This is a genomic window from Ferrimonas balearica (assembly GCF_019802055.1).
GTDB classification, from domain to species: Bacteria; Pseudomonadota; Gammaproteobacteria; order Enterobacterales; family Shewanellaceae; genus Ferrimonas; species Ferrimonas balearica_A.
This window is the reverse complement of the sequence record NZ_JAHVHW010000007.1, coordinates 607,525-629,227: the sequence shown is the minus strand read 5'-3', so window position 1 is coordinate 629,227 and position 21,703 is coordinate 607,525. Positions and strand designations below refer to the sequence as shown.

The 21,703-nt window shown below is 59.5% G+C and carries 13 protein-coding genes; 10 read left to right on the top strand and 3 right to left on the bottom strand.

Features of this window, described 5'->3' with window-relative positions; genetic code table 11:
- Positions 1 to 154: 154 nt before the first annotated feature.
- Positions 155 to 730: a NapC/NirT family cytochrome c gene (locus tag KUV52_RS10340; RefSeq protein ID WP_222525861.1), complete on the bottom strand. Its 576-nt coding sequence runs from the start codon at positions 728 to 730 to the stop codon at positions 155 to 157.
- Between the two features lie 391 nt (positions 731 to 1,121).
- On the opposite strand from KUV52_RS10340, the gene KUV52_RS10335 reads away from it, so the two are divergent.
- From KUV52_RS10335 to KUV52_RS10290, 10 genes are all read left to right on the top strand, one after another.
- A complete protein-coding gene (locus KUV52_RS10335; protein WP_222525860.1) occupies positions 1,122 to 2,087 on the top strand; it encodes a DmsE family decaheme c-type cytochrome in 966 nt (321 codons plus the stop codon).
- Positions 2,088 to 2,099: 12 nt separating this feature from the next.
- Positions 2,100 to 4,178, top strand: a complete 2,079-nt coding sequence (locus KUV52_RS10330; protein ID WP_222525859.1) for an MtrB/PioB family decaheme-associated outer membrane protein — start codon at positions 2,100 to 2,102, stop codon at positions 4,176 to 4,178.
- 37 nt (positions 4,179 to 4,215) lie between these two features.
- A complete protein-coding gene (locus tag KUV52_RS10325; protein WP_222525858.1) occupies positions 4,216 to 6,162 on the top strand; it encodes an OmcA/MtrC family decaheme c-type cytochrome in 1,947 nt (648 codons plus the stop codon).
- A 10-nt stretch (positions 6,163 to 6,172) separates the two neighbouring features.
- On the top strand, positions 6,173 to 8,638 hold the full coding sequence (locus KUV52_RS10320) for an OmcA/MtrC family decaheme c-type cytochrome (RefSeq protein WP_261389961.1): 2,466 nt from the start codon (positions 6,173 to 6,175) through the stop codon (positions 8,636 to 8,638).
- 309 nt (positions 8,639 to 8,947) lie between these two features.
- Positions 8,948 to 11,110 (top strand): OmcA/MtrC family decaheme c-type cytochrome, encoded by a 2,163-nt coding sequence (locus tag KUV52_RS10315; protein ID WP_222525857.1) that lies wholly within the window; start codon positions 8,948 to 8,950, stop codon positions 11,108 to 11,110.
- Between the two features lie 425 nt (positions 11,111 to 11,535).
- Positions 11,536 to 13,779, top strand: coding sequence for a multiheme c-type cytochrome (locus KUV52_RS10310; RefSeq protein ID WP_222525856.1), 2,244 nt, complete (start codon positions 11,536 to 11,538; stop codon positions 13,777 to 13,779).
- A gap of 286 nt (positions 13,780 to 14,065) precedes the next feature.
- Complete coding sequence (locus KUV52_RS10305) at positions 14,066 to 16,048, top strand: OmcA/MtrC family decaheme c-type cytochrome (protein ID WP_222525855.1); 1,983 nt, start codon at positions 14,066 to 14,068, stop codon at positions 16,046 to 16,048.
- A gap of 62 nt (positions 16,049 to 16,110) precedes the next feature.
- Complete coding sequence (locus KUV52_RS10300; protein WP_261389960.1) at positions 16,111 to 17,061, top strand: DmsE family decaheme c-type cytochrome; 951 nt, start codon at positions 16,111 to 16,113, stop codon at positions 17,059 to 17,061.
- A gap of 12 nt (positions 17,062 to 17,073) precedes the next feature.
- The gene (locus KUV52_RS10295; RefSeq protein ID WP_222525854.1) at positions 17,074 to 19,062 is read left to right on the top strand and encodes an MtrB/PioB family decaheme-associated outer membrane protein; all 1,989 of its coding nucleotides are present in this window, start codon (positions 17,074 to 17,076) and stop codon (positions 19,060 to 19,062) included.
- 184 nt (positions 19,063 to 19,246) lie between these two features.
- The gene (locus KUV52_RS10290) at positions 19,247 to 20,380 is read left to right on the top strand and encodes a glycerate kinase (RefSeq protein ID WP_222525853.1); all 1,134 of its coding nucleotides are present in this window, start codon (positions 19,247 to 19,249) and stop codon (positions 20,378 to 20,380) included.
- A 184-nt stretch (positions 20,381 to 20,564) separates the two neighbouring features.
- Here the strand turns inward: KUV52_RS10290 and KUV52_RS10285 are convergent, their stop codons facing one another.
- A complete protein-coding gene (locus tag KUV52_RS10285; protein WP_222525852.1) occupies positions 20,565 to 21,029 on the bottom strand; it encodes a hypothetical protein in 465 nt (154 codons plus the stop codon).
- 8 nt (positions 21,030 to 21,037) lie between these two features.
- Positions 21,038 to 21,685: an MBL fold metallo-hydrolase gene (locus KUV52_RS10280; RefSeq protein WP_222525851.1), complete on the bottom strand. Its 648-nt coding sequence runs from the start codon at positions 21,683 to 21,685 to the stop codon at positions 21,038 to 21,040.
- Between the last annotated feature and the right edge of the window lie 18 nt (positions 21,686 to 21,703).

The following is a 21,703-nucleotide window of genomic DNA, read 5'->3' as shown; positions in this document are numbered from 1 at the left end:
CGGTAGATCCAAGTTCCGGCGATGAGTCGGTCGGGAATGGCGATCTTTGTGAGTCACCAAGGAAATCCCCCTTTCACCCGAAACTTCTTCATTTCACTGTTTCAGGCACAAAAAAAACCCCCGCGATGCGGGGGCTTTCTTTTGCGTAATTCGCTTACTTGGCGCGCTCGTGAGCGATCTTGCCAGCGTGACAGTCGATACAGGTCTTGCCCATCTTGTCCATACGCTGGTGCATGTTGGCGGCCATCTTCTTCTGCTTGTCGAAGTTCATGCGCTCAACATCGTGACAGTTGCGGCACTCGCGAGAATCGGTAGCGCGGAAACCTTCCACGATACGGGCCTGCATGTCTTTCTTGTGCTCGGCGTAGGCTTCGGGGGTGTTATAGTCGCCCTTGATCTGCCAGTAAACCTCTTTCATGGCAGTAACCTTACGCCACATCTTCGGCACGAACTCTTTGGCTACGTGACAGTCGGCACAGTTAACCACCATACCGCTGCGGCTGGAGCCGTGAACACTTTGGTGGAACTCTTCCTGGGCGTAAGAAGGCACGTGACAGTTCACACAGAACGCGTCAGTGCTGGTGGCGTGGATAACGGTGTTGAAACCGACGGTACCCACAGCACCAATAGCCAGGAACAGGAAAGCGCCAACCGGAATGCCCAGCAACCACTTCGCTTTGGGCTGACGCCACAGCTTGGCCCAACCACCTTGTTCGTTACGATCTTGCATCTCTCATCCCCTAAAACAGCGAACAGGATCCCCAAATTGCGTCTTTTAAAATGGAGAATCCCTGAATTTTCGTGGGGGATTGTACTGAGGGAGCATGAGTAAATAGATGATTACAATCACACTTCTGGCAATCGGACAGAACGAAATTGCAGCAGATACACTCCCACTCGATCACCGCCACAACTTTCGCTCCAACTGAGCAAAATCCCCTCTTCCCTGCTGTGTTCTGCGCCACTCCTCCCACGCAACCCAAGACCACCAACCCCTCCAATCACCACAAAACAATCACACCGAGAATCTGGTTCGACTGGGGATTTGTGCTAACTTAACCTTCTGATTACCTCGTAATCACACAACCACAACAAGCAAGGTCTGCAAAGGAAGCAGGGGAATGATGATGAGTGTGAGTCGGTTGTTGCATTGCCTTATTAGGGCGGTGCTGCTGGCGTGCTTGGCTATACCCGCGATAACGGCTCAGGCCGCCTGGGAAGAGCTGAGTGAATCAGAACTGGAAGCGATCCTCGTTGAGAAGTTTGCCGAAGGCAAATACTCCGCCAAAGGGGCCGACAACTGCCTGATGTGTCATCGGCGCAGTGAAACGGTGATGGCCCTGTTTGAAGGGGTACACGGCCGCACTCACAACCCTGCCAGCCCGATGGCGCCTGGCCAGTTGCAGTGTGAGGCGTGCCATGGTCCTCAGGGCAACCACAACCGGGGCGGCAAAGAGCCGATGATCACCTTTGGCCCGGACTCAAGGGTCAGCGCCTCAGCCCAGAATTCCGTTTGCCTCAGTTGCCACAGTGGTGATGACCGCCTGGCCTGGCACGGCAGCATTCACGATCTGGAAGAGGTGGCCTGCTCCAGCTGCCACAACGTACACGCTGCTCAGGATCCCAGCCAGGACAAAGCGCTGGCGATGGAGAACTGCACCAGTTGTCACCGTCAACAGTTTGCCCAGATGCAGCAGCGCTCCTCCCACCCCATGCGCTCCGGCCAGATCACTTGCACCGATTGTCATAACCCTCACGGCTCGCTGAACGAGGCGATGCTGGCCCAGGTCTCGGTGAACGACAACTGTTACGCCTGCCACGCCGAAAAGCGGGGTCCGGTGCTGTGGGAGCACGCTCCCGTTGCCGATAACTGCGCCAGTTGCCACAACCCCCATGGCAGTGTGAACGAGGCGATGTTGACCCAAAGGCCTCCGCAACTCTGCCAAAGCTGCCATGCCAGTCCGCACTCAGGTTCCCCGCAGTTCCAGGGCGGCAACAGCGCCTTTACCGCGGGTCAAAGCTGCCTGAACTGCCACAATCAGGTGCATGGCTCCAATCACCCGTCTGGCAAACTGCTGCAACGATAGGGAGCGTCCACCATGCAGAAAACGCTACTGGCTACCCTGATTGGACTCACCTTATCACCCTGCGTTGGTGCAGCAGACTTCAGTCTGAACAAGGCCAATACCGCCAACACCAATACGGACGAATGGCAGTGTGAACGATGCACGCCGGTGACCGGAACCCGCGGCCACTTCGCAATCGGCGCCAGCGACAACCAGATTGACGACATCCACTTTGCCAATGAAAGTGGCACCGACAAGGACGGCCTGGTCCCCAGGCTGGATGGCAATGTCACCCACTGGTACAGCAACGATGTGCGAACCGCGATTGAAGCAGACCAACTGGGTTACGACGTCAGCACGCTGGCCATCGGGGCCGACCGGGCCAGGGACTTTGCGGCAGAGCTGAGCTGGCGACAACTGGCCTGGTATGACGCCACCGTGCCCACACCATACCGCACCAGTAATGGTCACCATCAACTTCCTGCCGATTGGCAGCAGGGCGCCACCACCCAGCAGATGCCGGGATTGGACGGGCCTTTGAACCCGGTCGACCTCAAGCTTGAGCGGGACCAGTTCCAACTCGGGCTGGAGAAGTACTTTAATGCCATCCGCACCTACCTTGATGTGACCCACCAGCAGCGCAAAGGATATCGCCAGAGCGGCGCCACGCTGATCACCAATGCTGTTAACCTGCCTCAGCAGGTGGACGACAACACCACGTCACTGGCGGCAGGCCTGAACGTGGTCGGTGGCAACTGGCAGGTGGCATTTGGCTACTTGGGCAGCCAGTACGAGAACGACCTGAGCGCCCAGCGCTGGGATAACCCCTATACGCCGACCTTTGGCAGTGCCCGTGAGGGCCAACAAGCCGTTGCGCCGGACAACACCGCCCACCAGTTCCACGTACAGGGCACCTGGGCCGCCGGGATACAGTCGCTGTCTGGCCAGGTGGTATGGGGCCGGCACGATCAGGATGAGACGTTCCTGCCCGCCACCATCAACGGCCCCTCCCCCGATCTGCCTGCATCAGATGCGGATCTGCAATTGGATAAGCTGGACCTGAATCTGCGCTACCGGCTGCGCCCCATGCGCAAAATGACCCTGCTGGCGGAGTACGACTACCAGGACCGGGACTACCGCAACCCGCTGCAGCCCTATCCCTACATTATTACGGACAGCATCCCCGCTGGCAGTCGCACCCCACCGGATCTGGACATCACCGACCAGAAAGCCAGTCTGGCCATAAACTACCGTTTCTATCGCGGCTTCAGTGGTGAGCTGGGTTATCGATGGCGACAGCAGGAGTGGACCGATCAACCCGCCGATCAGGCCACCACCAACCAGTACTGGGCCATCTTAAGACTGAACCACTGGGAACGACTCGCCCTGCGCCTCGAACTGGGCGGCGAAGACCGGGAACTGAATAACTTCCTCGGCAGTCCGGATGCAGAAGGGGTGAATGACCCTGCCCTTCGACCCTACTACCTGGCAGACCGGGACCGCTACTACGGCAAGCTGGTGGCCAGCTACCAGATCCTGGATCCCCTCGGCATCCAGATCACCCTGGAGGGCAGCGAAGAGGATTATGACGACCCGCTGGTGGGGCTGGATACGGTGGACCGAACCGGCTACGACATCAACCTCAACTATCACCAGGAAGCGCTCTCCTTTTACCTCTTCTATAACGCCTACAACCTGGATACCCGCCAGATTGGCAGCAACACCGGAACACTCTGGCAGGGTAGACAGGATGACGATGCCCAGTCGGCCGGACTGGGAGCAGAATATCGCGGCGCCTTCAGTGACCGGCTGGACCTGGGGGTCGATCTGGTCTGGGCAGACAGCGATACCCTCACCCGCACCGAGCAGGGCCTGGGCAACGACCTGGGGGCTTACGACGCCACCCGCACTACGCTGGATATCTATGGCCGTTACCACCTGAGCGACCACTCAAGCGTTCAATTGGACCTGCTCTACCAGGAGTACGAGGACAGCAGTTTCCTCAATCAGGGGCTGCAACCCAACAGCATCGGTAATGTGCTGACCTTTGGTGACCTGTCCCATGACTACAGCGATTACCTTATTAACCTGAGTTATCGCCATGAGTTTTAACGCCGGCACAGCGTCAAACGCACAAGGAGCCCGTGACATGAACACTGGAAGCGATTTCGTCTCCCTTCGCCCGCTGCTGGCCGCGTTGCTGGCGCTGGGTCTTCTGAGCGCCTGTAAAGATGGCAATGACGGTGGCCCAGGCGCCCCCGGGCCGGAAACGCCGCCCCCCGCTCAGGAGGTCACCGATATTGAGGTCAGTCTTGAGCGTTGGAGCATCACCGGCGAGGGTCAGATCACCTTCCGCATGCTGGTGACCAACCAGAATGGCGAAGGGGTTGCTGGCCTGCCCAGTGCCACCGTACTGGCCGCCCAGTTGCTGCCAACCGGCTTCAGCGGCGCGGGCAACTCCACCGAGTGGCGCTTCCTGGGGTCGGAAACCTGCAACGCAAAGGGGGAATGCCCCGGCCAGTGGACCGACTTTGCCAACGGTTTTTACGACTACCAGACCGGCTTTAACGTCAACGCCGCCGAAGGGGTCACCTACTCCCCCGATGCCACCCAGCGACTGGTGATCAAAGTGGGCGGCGACGCCCTTCCCGATGGGTCACCGTTGCCGGTCGTCAATGCCTTTGTCGACTTCACGCCCCCGGACGGTGAACCGCACTACACCCGTTTGATCGTGGGCACCGAGAGCTGCGACAGCTGCCACACCGATCTGGGTCGCGTACGACACGGCGGCCGCTATAACGAGCTGGAAACCTGTACCACCTGCCACTCCGTCAACCGCCTCTCCAACCCTGAGAATGTGCTGTCCGGTCTGGCGCACTCGGCGCATGCCGAAAGCGGGCTGGCCAACTTTGTGAATTGCGAAACCTGCCATACCGGTGGCGAAGCGCTGCCCCAGTCGGACAACTGGGCCCTGTTCCCGAGCCAGCTTGCCTGCGGCAGTTGCCACACCGCCATCGACTTTGTGGCGGGCATTGGCCACCCGGCCCAGCCGGATAACAGCAACTGCGCCGCGTGTCACAACCCGGACTGGACCCGCAGTGTCCACCTGATGGCAGATAAGGACGCCGCTTTGGGTCAGTTCAGCGCCGAGATCGACAGCATCACGCCGGACCTGGCCGCCGGTACGCTCAGCATCATTGTCAGCCTGAGCAATCCCACCACAGGAGAAGCCCTGGCGAGCCCTGATCAGTTGCCCTACCTCAACGATTTGCGGCTCTACGCGAACTGGGGCACCGCTTTCGATTACAGCACCCGCTCCGCCCCCAATATTCGGCTGGAGTCCCTGACGCCCGAGGAAACCCCGGCGCCGGGCCAGTATCGCTACACCCTGACCGGACTGACGGTTCCGCCAGGAAGCGAAGCCGATGGCGGCGGCGCTGTTGCGATTCAGGGCCGCATCTGTCGCAGTGGGGATACGCTGACCCCCTGTGACAATGCGGCGGCCGTCACCACCCCCATCCTGAGCCAGACCCAGTTCTTCACCGTGGGTAATGGCATGGCCCGCCGGGCGGTGGTCAGCAACGACACCTGCGGCAGCTGCCATGGGGATCAACAGCTGAATTTCCACGGCGCCCGTAACGACCTTTCACAACAGTGCCAGCTGTGCCACAACGCCAATATGGTGGCCAGCGCGACCGCGCCGAATGTGACGGCCAGCAGCGCCAACTACAGCCATATGATCCACGCCATCCACACCGCACAGCGGGAGGGCTACGAAGACCTCAGCTACCCGGCTCCGGTGTCGGATTGCCGACAGTGCCACCTCTCTGGTGATGAGGGCGACAGTTTCGCCCTGCCGTTGCTGAGTTCCGTCCCGCCGATGGCGGTGGATGATGGCACCTATACCAGTCTTGAAGCGGCCACCTGTGCCGTCTGCCACAGCAGCGCCACGGCGCAGGGCCATATGGCTCAGCAAGGTGCGGTGTTTGGCGGCACGCTTGAGATGGCCAGTGGCGATAAAGGCTGTGCCTTGTGCCACGGCCCGGGTCGAACCTATGACATCGCCCCGGCCCACGGATTGGCTCCGGCCCAATAAGGAGTCGCCCATGACCACCTGGAATACCCGACAACAGGATCGTCTTATGAACTCACCTATTCATTTGGCGCCCTGGCGCGCCTTGTTCGCTGCCAGTGCCATGGCACTGGCCCTTTCCGGTTGCCCCAGTGATGGCGATGACGGCGCCGACGGGCCAGAGGGTCCTCCGGGTGAAGTCAGCGTCAATGTCGCTGCTGCCAAAAGCCTGAACGCCGATATCACCGGCGTCACCATCGACGACGCGGGCAAGGTGATGGTCGACTTTGACCTCACCGACGCCAATGGTGTCGCCGTTTCCGGGCTGGAGAGTTACGCCGATATGGATCGCATCGGCATGGGCATCGCCAAACTCACCACACTGCAGAAACGGACCCGCCCACTGCCCAGCGACGGCAGCGCCGTGGACGGCAGCGGGAAAGGCATTAAGTCCACCCAGTGGACCAGCTACATCAACAGTCTGGTTGAGCCCGGTGAGGTGAATGTGGGTGAGGACTTCCCAGCGGATTGGGACGCCCTCAAAGGCCCTCAAATTCAGGCGGGCATCGAAACCGGCTGTGGTATTGAGTGTGTCGAGGCCACCGGCAACGGCAGTTATCGATACACCTTCTCCATGGCGTTGTCGGAGTACCCCGAGCTCGCCGGCCTGGACACCAGCTATGACGCCGCCCTGACCCACCGGGTCACCATGGAGCTTCGTCGTTTCCGGGGCGACGTCAAAGAGGCGCTGGTGAACACCCACTACGACTTCATCCCCGCCAGTGGCGCCGAAGCGACCGCAGAGGAAACCCGAACTCTGGTAGTACTGGAGCAGGCCTGTCTGCGTTGCCACAGCAACGATTACGACAACAGTGCCGCCCACCCGCTGATCCTGCACGGTGGTGCCCGCTTTGAGATTGAGAACTGCACCGTTTGCCATACCCCCTACTCCGGCGATCCGGAAACCGGCGCCACCATCGATCTGGGCTCCATGCTCCACCAGATCCATAAGGCCGAGTACTTTATGATCGGTTTCCGCGGCAATCCCCAGGATTTCCGTGAGCTGACTTTCCCGGCCAACGGCAACGACTGCAAGGTGTGCCACCTGGATGGTGAAGATGCTCCCGCCCAGGCGGGCAACTGGTACTTCCACCGTCAGGAAGCCTGCCTCAGTTGCCATGAAAAGTTTGCGGCAGACGATTGGGATGGCACCGCCCGGGGGCTGTTCCACAGCGATGGCTTTACTCCGTTTGCGGAGGGCAACTGCGCCGGTTGTCACGCCGATGAGACCAACCCCATGGGTTCGGCCATCTACCACCTGGCCAAAGCCGATGCCACCGGCAATGCCCGCGAAGCGTACGCTTACACTCTGGGCAACGGCACCTTTGACGCCACCACAGGCACGCTCACCTTTACTCTGAGCTGGGCCGGTGAGATGGCGCCGGAAGCTGACCCCAATGTGAAAGCGTTCTGGGTCACCGCTGCCGCCTTCGATGGCAGCGAATACGATCTGGGTGGCGCCCGTGCTGACACTGCCAGTGCGTTTGGTCGACACAAGTCACGCATCGCCTTTGACCTGAAAACCGCCAATACAGAAGGTGGCGTGATCACCTCCGTCGCAGGCGATACCGGCATCACCTATACGGTGACCGGCATCGACCCGCTGGTGCATGACCTATTCACTGCCACCGCTCAGGGCTTTATCGATGGCAAGCTGTTCGTTTGCGCCAACGCCAGTGTCACCAATCTGGATACCAGTAACCTGGTGCCGGTGGCCTGCGATTCGCCGGACGCCCGGATCATTGACGCCATTGTGGCAGGCAATAAGGCCAGCTTCTCCGCCGATGCCAGTGACGTGGCCATGCGCCGTGTGGCTGCCATGGAGATGGGTTGCGTGAACTGCCACGCCGAGCAGGCAGACTTCTCCACCAGTCACCTCACCACCCGAGGCGACGAAACCTATCCGCCGGACAGTGCCTGCGGCTCCTGCCACTCCGGCTCGCCCAATACGGCGGTGTTCCTGACCGACGGCAGTTGCGTGGCGTGTCACAACCCGAACGGCTCTGCTCACGCCAACAAGCCGTTTGAGCAGGGCTTTGAGTTCAAGGTGATGATCCACCAGATCCACGCTGGCACCCGCTCGGTGCGCCGTACGACGGATCTGGACGCCACCTACCCCGACACTCCGGCCAACTGTGCCACCTGTCACGCTGAAGGACAGATTAACCTGTCCACGATGGCGACGTTGCCCGCCTTTGCGGCAGCGAATCCCGCTGGTGAAGGGAAAGTGGAGTACTCACCGGCAGTGGCCGCCTGCGCCAGCTGTCACGCTACTACAGAGGCCGCCAACCCGGCCGCAGTGGCCCACTTCCGCCAGAATGGCGGGGTGTACGCTGGTACGCCGGGGCAATACGTTCCCGCCGAAGCGGCGGAAACCTGCGCGACATGCCACGCAGCGGGACGCAGTGCCGGTTACGATGTGGTGCACGGCCTGAAGTAACCTCGGCCTAACGTAAAAAGGGGCTCTTATGAGCCCCTTTTTCATCTCTTGCACAACTCCTCTCACCCCAACGGCTTTTGTTCACTTTTCACCCCCTTTGAAAAACATTCTCTCCCACACCCCGGACGTTTACGCAATTAGCGTCACACCTTTGTTTACCTTGGGGATTTTTTGGATTTTCATCTGACCACCTTTGTTAACACGGTCACATTTATTTTGACCTCACCCCCGTAGACTTCCTTTGCGGCGGTATAAACGCTGTCGTGAGAACAACTTAAAGACATCGTTTCTCATTTGCAGGGAATAGAGATGACAACAACAAAACAAAACTGGAAACTGCTGGCCAGCGCGGCCATGGTTTCCCTGGCGCTGTCCGGCTGTGGCAGTGACGGTAAAGATGGTTCCAACGGCGAAGACGGCAAGCCCGGTCCGGTTGGCGTTAGCATTGGCGAAGTCTCCGGACTGACCGCCAAGGTCGACAGCGCCTCCGTTGACGAAGCCGGCATCCTCACTCTTGAGTTCACTCTGACCAACTCCAACGGCGTAGCCGTATATGGCCTGACCAACGCCGACATCGGCGCGGTTTCCTTTGGCCGTATGGGTACCGAAGACGAGGTAGGTACTACTGATGTTACCGGCGAGCCGCGCGACATCTGGCTGAGCTACTTCAACAAGGACAAAGGTGAAGGTCACCTGACCGGTTCCTCCTACTTCAAGGGCAGCAGCTGCGAAGACTGTCTGACTGACAATGAAGACGGCACCTACACCCTGGTACTGAACAAGGCCATCGACACTCTGGCCTACGAGTACGATTTTGATGCCACTGCGACCAACGGTCTGTACCTGGGCCTGAAAGCCGCCGGTAAAGATGGCGCCACCCTGGTAGAAAACAGCTTCTACTACTGGCAGCCGAGCAGCGATACTGTGGTTGAGCGTCCGAAAGAGCTGATCGCAGAGACCACTTGTCAAAGCTGTCACCGTCCGGGCCACGATGGTGCGCTGTCCATGCACGGCAGCAAGCACGTGACCCTCGAGTCCTGTACCTTCTGTCACACTGACTACAACAGCTATGTGAAAGAGGAGAAGGATGAGAACGGTACCGTAGTAAACACCTTCGTTTACGACGGCTCCATCAAGGGCATGGCCCACGACATCCACAGCCACTCTTTCTACGCTGAAGATGGCATCTACCCGCAGAAAGCCTCCAACTGTCAAACCTGTCACCAGCCTGATGAAGCGCTGGAACTGGCTGGCGCCTGGAAAGCGGACCTGGATAGCGCTACCTGTCTGAACTGTCACAACAGCCCGTACGCCGTACCGAGCTGGCACTGGGATTCTGACAACAACCAGATCGCAGAAGACAAGCAGAACTGTGTGCAGTGCCACAACGCTGATGGCGCTCGCGGCGCCGAAGCCGGTCACTATACTCAGAACGCCAATGGCCGCGCTCCGGAGCTGAAAGTTCAGTTTGACGAGATTGTGGTTGATGCCACTGCGTACACCATCACTGCCACCTTCTCCGTACTGGACGGCGAAGAGCTGGTACCGCTGACTCAGATCGATCCTCGTCCGTACAAGTACGGCGGCTTTAACAGCGCCATCGTTGTTAACGGTCTGCACGCTGATGACTTCCTGGTGAACTACCAGAAAGTGGGCTTCGACACCTTTACTCAGCTGGCCGACGGTCGCATTCAGTCTGTCATCACCGACGGCACTTACAAGGTGAAGGAACTGGTTGACGCCGGCGCCACCATCGCTCTGTCCAGCCAGCTGCACGTTTGCTTCGATGGCAAAGGTGCACGCCTTGACTGTGTGGAAGCGGATCTGGAGTCCGGTAAGCAACTGGCACCGTACCTGGTGAGTGACACCTACTTCTTCGAGCAAGATGGCACTGTAGTTGCCGAATCTCCGCGCGTACAACACGCAGAGATGGGCGATTGCCAGGCGTGTCACACCACCTCCATCACCCACCGTTACACCAACGATCTGGACGGTTGTGCCAGCTGCCACAACGGTACCCGGGATAAGAAGGGCCAAGGCTCCTCCAACCTGGCGTACATCGTACACAGCAAGCACTACCTGGGCGGCTTCTTCAAGAAGACCGACTGCCAGACCTGTCACGGCGCCAACGGCTTCACCCTGTCCGGTATCGCTGCTGATGCGGCTCCGGTGGCCTTCGGTACCACTGATGGCCAACGTCTGAGCGACACCAACGAGCAACTGCTGGTATCCCCGCAGACTGCCGCTTGTGTCAGCTGTCACGTTCCGCCGTACGGTCTGAACGACACTGCTGTGGCACACATCAAGTCCATGGGCGGCGTTATCGACCACGACGGTAACATCAACACCATCGGTGTTCCGGCCTCTGAGTACGACGCTTACGTCGACATGCAGGGCAAAGAAACCTGTGCCACCTGTCACACTGGTGAGCAGATTCTGGACGCACACTCCAACTGGAGCTCTGGCTACTAAGTCCTGAGACTTTCAGAAAAAAGCGGCCCGCTCGGGCCGCTTTTCTTTTGCCCGCGAAAAGGCTCGGATTGTCACTTTTGCGATCCCGATCACCCGGACCACCATTTACCCATACCCAACGGTCACAAATTACCCGCCCCCTTTTTTGATTACATTCTCACCACCTGCCATCACCCCTGATAACACCCGCCACCACCTCGGGTGAGTTAATTCGCTTTTTCCGCACCACCACCTCGCTCATCCCTTCCGACAAAAGTAACAAGCTGCATGAAAGGAAACATCTTCGATACATATCAGGCTTTTAGTGACCGTTATCGTGATCACGTTCCCCCTGGTGGCCCTTCCCTAGACTCTGGCATCGACCCGTTTTCCCTAAGTACGACGGGCAATTACCAAGAATTCTTTTCAATTTGCAGGGAAAAGAGATGAACGAACATAACAACAACTGGAAGATGCTGGCCTCCGCGCTGGCCGTGTCCACGTTGCTGGCCGGCTGTGGCAGCGACGGTAAGAACGGCTCCGATGGCGAAGATGGCAAGCCGGGCCCGATCGGGGTCCATATCAGTCAGGCAGACAGCCTGAACACCAGCAACCTGTTTGCAGAGTACAGCGCCGACACCAACCAACTGGTGGTGGAGTTTGACCTGGTCAACACCAATGGCGTTGCCATTCATGGCGCCACCATCGACAACCTGACGCTCAAAATGGGCCGTATGGCACTGGAGAGCGAAGCGGCTCGCGATGACGTTCAGCCGATGGCGGAACCCCTTCACAACCGTGAGATCTGGGCCAGCTACCACCACCGCAACGGCACCCGGGGCAGCGCCTCCATGTGCAACAGCTCCTACACCCCCTACAACGACTGTTCTGTAGAGGAGATCGAGACCGGTAAGTACCGTTTTGTCGTCGATCACGCTCTGCCGACCACCAAAGAGGAAGGCGGCGCCGAGTTTTTCTTCGCCTACGACGAAGGTCAGGTGCAGGGTGTAATGATGCGGGTGCAGCGCAAGCTGGCCGGTGACAAGACCGACTACGATGCCACCCACTACGCCACCTACTACTGGGAAGCGGGCAACGTCGAAGCGGAACGCCCCAAAACCGTGGTTGCTGACCAGACCTGTTTCGCCTGTCACACCGCCGAGGATGTGAAGGCTAACCAGTACGAAAGCGCCCGGGATGAGCACCCCACCTACCGGATGAGCAACGCCCACTACGGCACAAGCACCGAAGTGTGTGCTTTCTGCCACGTGGATTACGGCATTCGCACCGTCTCCGATGGTGAGAACACCATCGAGTACTCCCACTCCATCAAAGGCCTGGTTCACGCCATCCACACTGGTGCCACCCACGCTGACCGTCGTGGCGTTGCCAAGTTTGACTCCGTGATCGCCAAAGAGAGCGCCAACCCGGCCTTCTTCCTCAAATTCAACAATGAGGAAGGGGTTTACCCGCAGAGCACGGCCAACTGTCATGCCTGTCACGTGGACTACACCACCACCGAAGAGACCCTGCCTGAGGACGTGACCTATCACGCCCTGCACTGGTTTGCTGACCAGGACAAGCAGAGCTGTCAGAACTGTCACGGTGACTACCACTACGGTGATCGTGAAGAGGGCTGCATCAGCTGCCACAGCTCTTACGATGGCAACACCCGTGGCGGTGCCTTCCGTCACTTCTCCGACCACGGTATGGAGAGCCGTCACTCTGCCGCCACCGTTGGCAGCAACATCGACGTTGACTACACCGGCCTGAGCTGGGATGGCACCAACTTCGACATTCAGTTCAACGTGAGCAAAGGTGAAGAAGCGGTATCCGGCTCTACCCTGAGCAACGTCACCGTGCGCGTAAACGCCGTAGCGGCAGACGGCTCCAGCCAGTTCCTGGCCAACCGCTCCAACGCCACTGCGATCGTAAACGCCAACGGCGTCGGCACCGTTACCGTACCGGCGCATGAAACACTGGCTGCTCTGCTGAATGACATTGAGAACCCGATGGCCGCTCAGGACTATGTTCTGGCCGTTACCGCGTACTTCAACGCCTGCGTCAGTAACAAGAGCAACGCTCTGACCGATTACGTTGATGGTCAGTGCGATGCCGTGGTCAGCCCCTACGCGTCCCAGACCCGCTACCTGACCGTTTCCGGTGAAGCCAGCGATGTCCGTCGTCATGCGGCAGCCGCCTACGAGAACTGCACCGCCTGTCACAATGACGACATGGTGGTTCGCAGCTCTGGTTACCACTACCGCAACGCCGACAACGACACCTGTGCCCAGTGTCACGGTGCTGATGGCTACAAGCCGAGCATGATGGCTCGCGTGCACGCCTCCAGTTCCATGGACCGTGTTCGTGCCCATGGCCGTGAAGACGTACAGGCGTTCTTCAGCATGAACCAGTGCTCCGTGTGCCACGACAACAGCTACACCCTGAATAACGTCAGCACCGGTCCGCAGTTCAGCGGCAGTGGCACCTACAGCAGCCCGCAGACCGCAGTTTGCGCCTCTTGCCACCTGTCAGACGCCTACTTTGACGCGGCCAAGATCGCTTCTGCCGATGCCCACATCCTCAATATGGGCGGCATCCACAAAGGCAGTCGTGAGGAAGCCTCGATGTCCGAGTCTTGCGCCACCTGCCACAGCGCCGATAACATTCAGAAAAACCACAAGTTTTAATGAGTTAACAGTGTTATGATCAGCGGCCCTCCGGGGCCGCTTTTTTGTTTGGCACCCGAAGGGACACCTCGTTTCGGATCACGTTATCGCCCGGGGGTGGGTCCTGTGCAAAGTTATAAAACACCATAAAAACAAGCCGCTAGATCGCTGATCTGTATCACGGTTTATAGCGGGTCAAGTTGATATAACACACAGTGACTTTGTGGGTAGACAACAGGCCAAAAGGCCAACCCCAGTCCGGTGACTCAGAAACGAGTACCCCATATTCTTTTGCAGGGAATAGATGATGACTAATAACAAGATGCAATGGCGCCTCACCGCCTGCGCCGCCATCCTGGCCACTACCCTTGCGGGTTGTAGCGACGACGGTAAAGATGGCAACCCCGGCGACCCTGGTCGCCCCGGCGGTAACCCCGCTGAATCCATCGCTCAACTGAACCTGGATGTGACCAAGGTTGAGTACGTGGATGGCCAACCGATGGTGACCGTTCTGGCTACCAACGAAGAGGACAAGTCCGTTGTGGGCCTTCAGGGCATGGAAGTGAAAAACTACCAGCTCTACCCGCAAGGCGCTTTCCACGCCGGTGACTCCGCACGCTGGGCTTCCGCAGGCAGCTCAAAGGTCTATGAAGACCACGGTAACGGCTACTACACCTTCACCTTTGAAGGCATCGAGCAAAACCGTGACCTGACCCAGCGCTACAACGTACTGGCTGGCAACAACACCCTTCCCGATGGCACTCCGGTACCGCGTAACGAAATCTCCGAAGATTTTGACGGCAACGGTAACGATCCGCTCTACACCAAAGATGTGATCAGCCACGAAGTGTGCACCAGCTGTCACGTTGAAGGCGAGCCGCTGACCACCCGTCACAGCAGCTACTTTGAAGCAGAAACCTGCATCAACTGCCACAACGAAGACCGCATGACTGGCAAGCGCGCCAGCTTCCAGCACCTGGTCCACACCATCCACAACACCACCGCCACCTTTACCGACAAGTACGGTCGTGAGTACACCGGTGAAGCCGCTGAGCACCTGCTGCAGAACAACTGCCAGTCCTGCCACGTTGCTTCCGAAGAGCTGGCCGAGTGGGGCAACTGGACTCGCGTTCCCACCAAGGAAACCTGTTCCGCTTGTCACAATGACGGTTACAACGGCAAAGACGTTGTTTACACCCGCCACATGGCCGAGCAGGACAACTCCACCTGTGCCGCGTGTCACAACCCGACCCAGATTGAAACCATCCACACCCAGTCCCACAAGGACCAGGCCGCTGTGGTTGGCCAGTTTGGCGTTGAAGCGACCTCCACCGTAGCTGAAAGCCAGGTCACCATCTCCGTCACCATCACCCAGAATGGCCAGCCGATCGACGCGGCTTCCATCGCCAAGAGCCTGGATATGGTGGAGTACGTGTCCAACGTAGGCCCGAACTACCCGGTTCTGGGCTACTACGGCAAAGACTCTAAAGCACTGCACGGTGAAGAGATCACCGCCGCCATCCAGGGTGGCAGCGTGGTTTACACCACTGGTGCCCTGCCCTTTGGCACCGGCGATGCCGACACTGCCCTGACTCTGGTTGGCGTGCGTGTTTGTGCTGAGAACGGTGTACTGGCTGAGTGTTCCGACACCGCTGACAAGATCGCTCTGGACGCTTACACCAGCTTCGTAAGCGCCACTGGTGCTTCTCTGGCTGAGCGTCACAACAGCCTGGATAACGCCAGCTGCCTGGGTTGTCATGGTGAAACCTTCCAGCTGCACAACGGCAGCCACCACGCTGGCTTTGTCCTGAACGACAACGTCAAAGTGGGTGACTGTGCCTCCTGCCACACTCCGGAAGGCACCTACGCCCCGACCAACCTCGGTGCGATCGAGCTGAAACTGCACAAGGTGCACGGCGAGCAGTGGATTGTGGCTGACTGTACTCAGTGCCACACCAACTTCGAGCTGGGTGCATTCGATAAGAAAGGCGCTCTGAATGTTTCCATTCAGGCCTACGAAAACGGCGAGCCGAAGTTCGATGAAGCGGGCAAAGTGGCCTGGAGCTTCGTTGGCTACGCCACTCCGCGCGCTGCCACCTGTCTGTCCTGTCACGATGGCGACGCTGGCATGGCCAGCAACCAGAGCATGACTGTACGTCAGCACATGGAGCAGCACGGTAACGCAGAATTTGGCGATGACCGTAGCACCATCAGCGACTCTGCTCAGGTAGAGAGCTGCTTCTACTGTCACAAGCCGGAACTGACCAACCACAAGGTAATCAGCTTCTAAGCCAAGCCGGGAGGGTCTTCTGGCCCTCCCGATTCTGCGTACAGATAAGGAACGCCTCTCTTATGCAAGCAAAATCTCTGATCGCATCCCTGCTTGGCAGCGCTGTGCTGGTACTGGGCCTCAGCGCCCCGGCCGCCGCTGGCAGCTGGGACGATATGGATCCGCAAGAGTTTGAAGCGGTACTGGACCAAAAGTTCGCCGAGGGCAACTACTCCAAGCAGGGCGCTGACAACTGTCTGATGTGTCACCGTCGCTCTGAAAAGGTGATGGCCCTGTTTGACGGCGTACACGGTCGTGCCGATCAGTCCAAGAGCCCGATGGCTGGCCTTCAGTGCGAAGCCTGTCACGGCCCCATGGGTAACCACAACCGTGGTGGTAAAGAGCCGATGATCACCTTCGGTGATAACGCGCCGCTCTCCGCTGAAAAGCAGAACAGCGTGTGCCTCTCCTGCCACCAGGGCGAAGAGCGTATGGCCTGGCACAGCTCCGTGCATAACCTGGAAGAGGTTGCTTGTACCTCCTGTCACCAGGTGCACGTTGCTCAGGATCCGATCCTGGACCGCCAGACTGAAGTGGACACCTGTACTGCCTGTCACACCCGCCAGAAAGCGGACATGAACAAGCGCTCCTCCCACCCGATGAAGTGGGCGGACATGACCTGTTCTGACTGCCACAACCCGCACGGCTCCATGAGTGAAGCGGCCCTGACCAGCACCACCGTGAATGACACCTGCTACGAGTGTCACGCGGAAAAGCGCGGCCCTTTCCTGTATGAGCACGCGCCGGTGGCCGAAGACTGTGCCGCTTGTCACAACCCGCACGGCAGCGTCAATGACGCCATGCTGACCCAGCGCGCTCCGCAGCTGTGTCAGAGCTGCCATGCCAGCGCTCACAGCGGCAACCCGGCCTTCAACTCCGGTGCTGACCGTATGACCGCAGGCAAGAGCTGCCTCAACTGCCACAGCCAGGTGCATGGTTCCAACCATCCCAACGGCTCGGCACTTCAGCGCTAAGGGGGACAGAACATGAACTTTCGTCTCAACCTGATCACCCTGGCTCTGGCCAGCTTCTCCGGCGCCGCCATGGCCAACTACGGCCTGGCCAACGCCAACCTGGAGAAAGTCGACACCTCCAAGTGGGAATGTAAGCGCTGCGAGCCGGTTAACGGCTACCAGGGCAGCGTTGCCGTCGGTGGCGGTGCCGTTATCACCAACGACAGCCACGCCGCTAACGCCTTTGGCGGTAACGACGATGGCGGTGTGGGTGAGCTGAACGCTGACGTGCGTTACAACGCCGAAAGCGGCTACAACGCCAGCATCCTGACCGACCGTCTGGGCACCGGCAACGGTTCCGCCAATGTTTCTGTTGGCAAGGCAGGCGTCGCCAATGCGGAGTTCAACTACCGCACCCTGACCACCTGGCAGGAAGACAACGCGTTCAGCCGCTATGTCGCCAATGGCAGCACTCTGGTGGATACCGGCAGCCTGGTTCAGCAGGACCTGAAACTGGAGCGCGAGCGCTACGGTTTCGGCTTCGATCTGGGCGGTGAGCTTTGGGAAACCTACGCCACCTTCCAGCGCGAAGACAAAACCGGCACCAAGAGCCGCTCCGTTGCTGGCCTGTCAGCCACCAACATCGTTGCTCCGGTGGACAGCACCACCGACCGCTGGGAAGCGGGTGCCAAGCTGACCGGCCAGAACTGGTTCACCGGCCTGTCTTACATCTACTCCCAGTACGACAACAACCTGGCCACCAGCCTGACTCTGGACAACAACGCGTACGCGTTGGCGAACGACCCCAGCAATGAGGCGTACCAGATCGTGCTGAACGGGGCTTACACCCTGAACCGCACGCACTTCGCCGGTCGCGTTGTCAGCGGCAAGATGACCCAGGATGACGACACCCTGAAGATCGGCGGCATCGCCGGCTTCGACGGTGAAGTACGCACCCTGGACGCCAACTTCCGCGTCAGCTCCAGCGTCACCAACAAGCTGCGCCTGACCGCCAGCGTAGACCACAGTGACCGCGATAATCGCTCCACTGTGCTGCAGGGCAACAGCGTGACCGTTGATGGCCTGTCCGGTGACGTTGAAGAGGTGAAGCTGTACGACACCACTCGCACCAGCTACAAAGTGGGCGCGAGCTACCGCTTCGCTTCCGGTTACCGTCTGGACGGTGGCTACGAGCGTAAGGACGTTGAGCGTACCGAGCAGGACCGCGAGAAGACCAACGAAGACGCCGTTTGGGCCCGTCTGCGTGTGACCTCTCTGCAGAACTGGGACTTCGGTCTGAAAGCCGGTTACAGCAACCGTGACGGCTCCAAGTACGACGCCAACCGTGGCACCTCTGAAGAGGACAATGCCCTGCTGCGTCGCTACTACCTGGCCGACCGTGAGCGTACCGAAGCGGAACTGCGCATCACTCACACTCCGCTGGACAACGTGTCCATCGATCTGACCGGTCGTTACGCCAATGACGACTACAGCGACTCTGAAATCGGCCTGACCGAAGCGAAGGATTACGGTTACGACCTGAGCCTGAACTGGATGGCCTCTGAGAAGCTGAACCTGCACGCCTTTGGTGGTCAGCAGTGGATCGAATCCAGCCAGGCTGGCAGCACCGCCACCAGCGGCGCTCCGAACTGGTTTGCGGATGTGGAAGATGAGTTCGTGGTTGCCGGTGTGGGCTTCAGCTATGCCGGTCTGCTGACCGACAAGCTGGTTATCGGTGGTGACTACCTGTATGCCGACTCCGTCAGCGACACCGTAGTCAGCCAGGGCATCAGCGTGCCCTACGATGACTACTACGCCACCAGCCACAGCATCAACTTCTACGGTGACTACGCGTTCTCCGAGAAGATGAGTGCCCGTCTGGACTACATGTATGAGCGTTACCAGGACAGCGATTACGCCGAAGTTGGCGTCAGCGCGGTTCCGGGCCTGACCACCCTGGGTTACTGGGGTCACAACTACAACGCCCATATGGTAATGGTGTCCTTCAAGTACGCCCTGTAACACCACAAGCCATCAAAAAGCCGCCCATCGGGCGGCTTTTTTTGTGGCGTCGCCAGGGGTAACCTTCCTTTCAGCGCCCCGCATTCAGACCTATCCCGAAGTGAGTTCAGTTTTGTGCGCTAAAACCGTGAGCCAGGCGGTGCCATAAGCCATAATGCCGCCGCATCCAACGAGGGAGAAGAACGTGAAAATCGTCGTTGCACCGGATTCCTATAAAGAGAGCCTGTCGGCCCTGGACGTCGCCACTGAGATCGAAGCGGGCATCAAGCTGGCGCTGCCCGATGCTGAGGTGGTCAAGGTGCCGGTGGCCGATGGCGGCGAAGGCACAGTCCAAGCGATGGTGGACGCCACCGGGGGACGCTACGAAAGCCGCACAGTTACCGGCCCGTTGGGCCAGCCGGTCAGCGCCCGCTTTGCCCTGTTGGGGGATGGTGCCACCGCCGTTGTGGAGATGGCGGAAGCGTCCGGCCTTCACCTTGTCACACCCGACCAACGCGACCCACGCGTCACCACCACCTTCGGCACCGGCGAACTGATTCTGGCCGCCCTGGATATGGGCGTGACTCACCTGATTCTGGGCCTGGGGGGCAGCGCCACCAACGATGGCGGCGCTGGTATGGTTCAGGCTCTGGGCGCCCGCCTGCTCGACGCCACAGGCACACCACTTCCCCCCGGCGGCGCGGCGCTGGCACAACTGGCCAGTATCGACATCCGGGATCTTGACCACCGCCTCGGCCAACTGACCGTCGAAGTGGCCTGCGATGTGGATAATCCCCTCTGCGGCGCCAAAGGCGCATCCGCTGTATTTGGCCCGCAAAAGGGGGCCAGTGACGATGTGGTAGCGGAGCTGGACGCTGCACTGGCCCACTACGCTGAATGCCTTCTGCACCAGCTGGGGCAGGATGTCGCCGCAGTGCCGGGTGCAGGTGCGGCCGGTGGCATGGGGGCAGCCGCGCTCGCCTTTCTCGGCGCCACACTGCGTCCCGGCATCGAGATTGTGCTGGACACCGTTGGATTGGATGAGCAACTGGTTGGGGCGGATCTGGTGATCACCGGTGAGGGGCGCATCGACAGTCAGACCATTCATGGCAAAACCCCCATGGGCGTTGCCAAGCGGGCCAAGGCGCTCGATATTCCCGTCATCGGCCTGGCCGGCAGCCTCAGCGACGACGTGGATGTGGTGCACGCCCACGGCATTGATGCGGTGTTCTCCGTGCTGCCCCGCCCGCTGACACTGGAGGAGGCGCTGGTCAATGCCCGCCCCTTCCTGCGCCAGGCAGCCCGTAATGTGGCGGCGCTCTATATGCTGCGGCGCTAACCCAGGCTTCCGTGACGACGATGCCCGATTACCTCACCGAGTAGCGGGCACTTCATTGCACACGGGGGTCATGGGCGTTATGCGGGTTATTAGCCGTGGGCTAAAAAGCCCACGCTACGGCCCAACCCTCTATCAGGCACAAAAAAGCCCGCTCATTGAGCGGGCTTTCTGTTTCCGGGCCGGATTACAGCGCCAGTGCGGATTTCAGCTCAGCACCATCGCTGTAAAACTGAATCTCACTGACGTTGCCACCTTCAAAGCGCACGACCGTGACTTCGTTGGTCTGGTGCGGGAAGTTGGCGGTCGCGTCACCTTTGTTGTCCATCAGGGTCAGCCAGGGTTGCTTGCGCATCTTGGGCAGGGCAAACATGGAGGTGATGATGGAGGGCATGATGCTGATGTCAGCCACGTACACCATCCCTTTGTCTTCCAGTTGCGCCTGTGCCACGCCATCCAGCGCCACAGTTGCCACGTCACTGCCGCCCTTATCGCGGGTAAACAGCAGGGTTTGAACGTCGCCAACCAGCGAATGGCTGCCGCCATGCTGATCTTCCAGGGTCAGGTAGGGCAGCGGCTGCCCCATCTCCAGTGCGGCGGCGGGAAACGCGGACGCCACACTCAATGCGGCAGCAACAAGATACAACTTCATTCTTGTGATTATCCTTGCAGAACTTGATCGGCAACAAAGGGGTTACTGCGACGCTCATCAGCGAACGTCGCGCCCGGCCCATGGCCCGGGACAAAGTACACTTCATTCCCCAGCGGCCAGAGCTTCTGGGTGATGGAGTGCAGCAGGGTAGCGTGGTCGGACTGAGGGAAGTCGGTACGACCGATGGAGCCGTGGAACAGCACATCTCCAACAAACGCCAGTTTCTCACCACGGTGGAAGAACACCACGTGGCCCGGTGTATGCCCCGGCGTATGCAGCACTTCCAACTGCTCCTCACCGAAGCTGATCGCGTCGCCCTCCTCCAGGTAGCGGCCAGGCGCAAAGGTGGCGATCACCGGGAAACCAAACATCTGGGACTGGTGGGCAAGGCCGTCCAGCCAGAACTGATCCGCTTTGTGGGGGCCTTCGATCCCCACTTCCAGCGCCTGAGCCAGCACATCGGCGGCACCGGCGTGGTCAATGTGGCCGTGGGTCAGCAGTACCTTCTCCACGGTGATGCCCCGTTCCTTGATGACCGCCTGGATCCGTTCAACGTCCCCACCGGGATCAATCACCGCCCCTTTCAGGGTCTTTTCACACCACACCAACGAGCAGTTCTGCTGGAAGGGGGTGACCGGAATTATCTGATATTTCATCGGCACACTCGCAGGTCG

Excerpts from the sequence above, each read along its gene's own strand:
- KUV52_RS10340 (WP_222525861.1), bottom strand. The coding sequence starts at position 730 with ATGCAAGATCGTAACGAACAAGGTGGTTGGGCCAAGCTGTGGCGTCAG.
- KUV52_RS10335 (WP_222525860.1), top strand. The coding sequence starts at position 1,122 with ATGATGATGAGTGTGAGTCGGTTGTTGCATTGCCTTATTAGGGCGGTG.
- KUV52_RS10330 (WP_222525859.1), top strand. The coding sequence starts at position 2,100 with ATGCAGAAAACGCTACTGGCTACCCTGATTGGACTCACCTTATCACCC.
- KUV52_RS10325 (WP_222525858.1), top strand. The coding sequence starts at position 4,216 with ATGAACACTGGAAGCGATTTCGTCTCCCTTCGCCCGCTGCTGGCCGCG.
- KUV52_RS10320 (WP_261389961.1), top strand. The coding sequence starts at position 6,173 with ATGACCACCTGGAATACCCGACAACAGGATCGTCTTATGAACTCACCT.
- KUV52_RS10315 (WP_222525857.1), top strand. The coding sequence starts at position 8,948 with ATGACAACAACAAAACAAAACTGGAAACTGCTGGCCAGCGCGGCCATG.
- KUV52_RS10310 (WP_222525856.1), top strand. The coding sequence starts at position 11,536 with ATGAACGAACATAACAACAACTGGAAGATGCTGGCCTCCGCGCTGGCC.
- KUV52_RS10305 (WP_222525855.1), top strand. The coding sequence starts at position 14,066 with ATGACTAATAACAAGATGCAATGGCGCCTCACCGCCTGCGCCGCCATC.
- KUV52_RS10300 (WP_261389960.1), top strand. The coding sequence starts at position 16,111 with ATGCAAGCAAAATCTCTGATCGCATCCCTGCTTGGCAGCGCTGTGCTG.
- KUV52_RS10295 (WP_222525854.1), top strand. The coding sequence starts at position 17,074 with ATGAACTTTCGTCTCAACCTGATCACCCTGGCTCTGGCCAGCTTCTCC.
- KUV52_RS10285 (WP_222525852.1), bottom strand. The coding sequence starts at position 21,029 with ATGAAGTTGTATCTTGTTGCTGCCGCATTGAGTGTGGCGTCCGCGTTT.
- KUV52_RS10280 (WP_222525851.1), bottom strand. The coding sequence starts at position 21,685 with ATGAAATATCAGATAATTCCGGTCACCCCCTTCCAGCAGAACTGCTCG.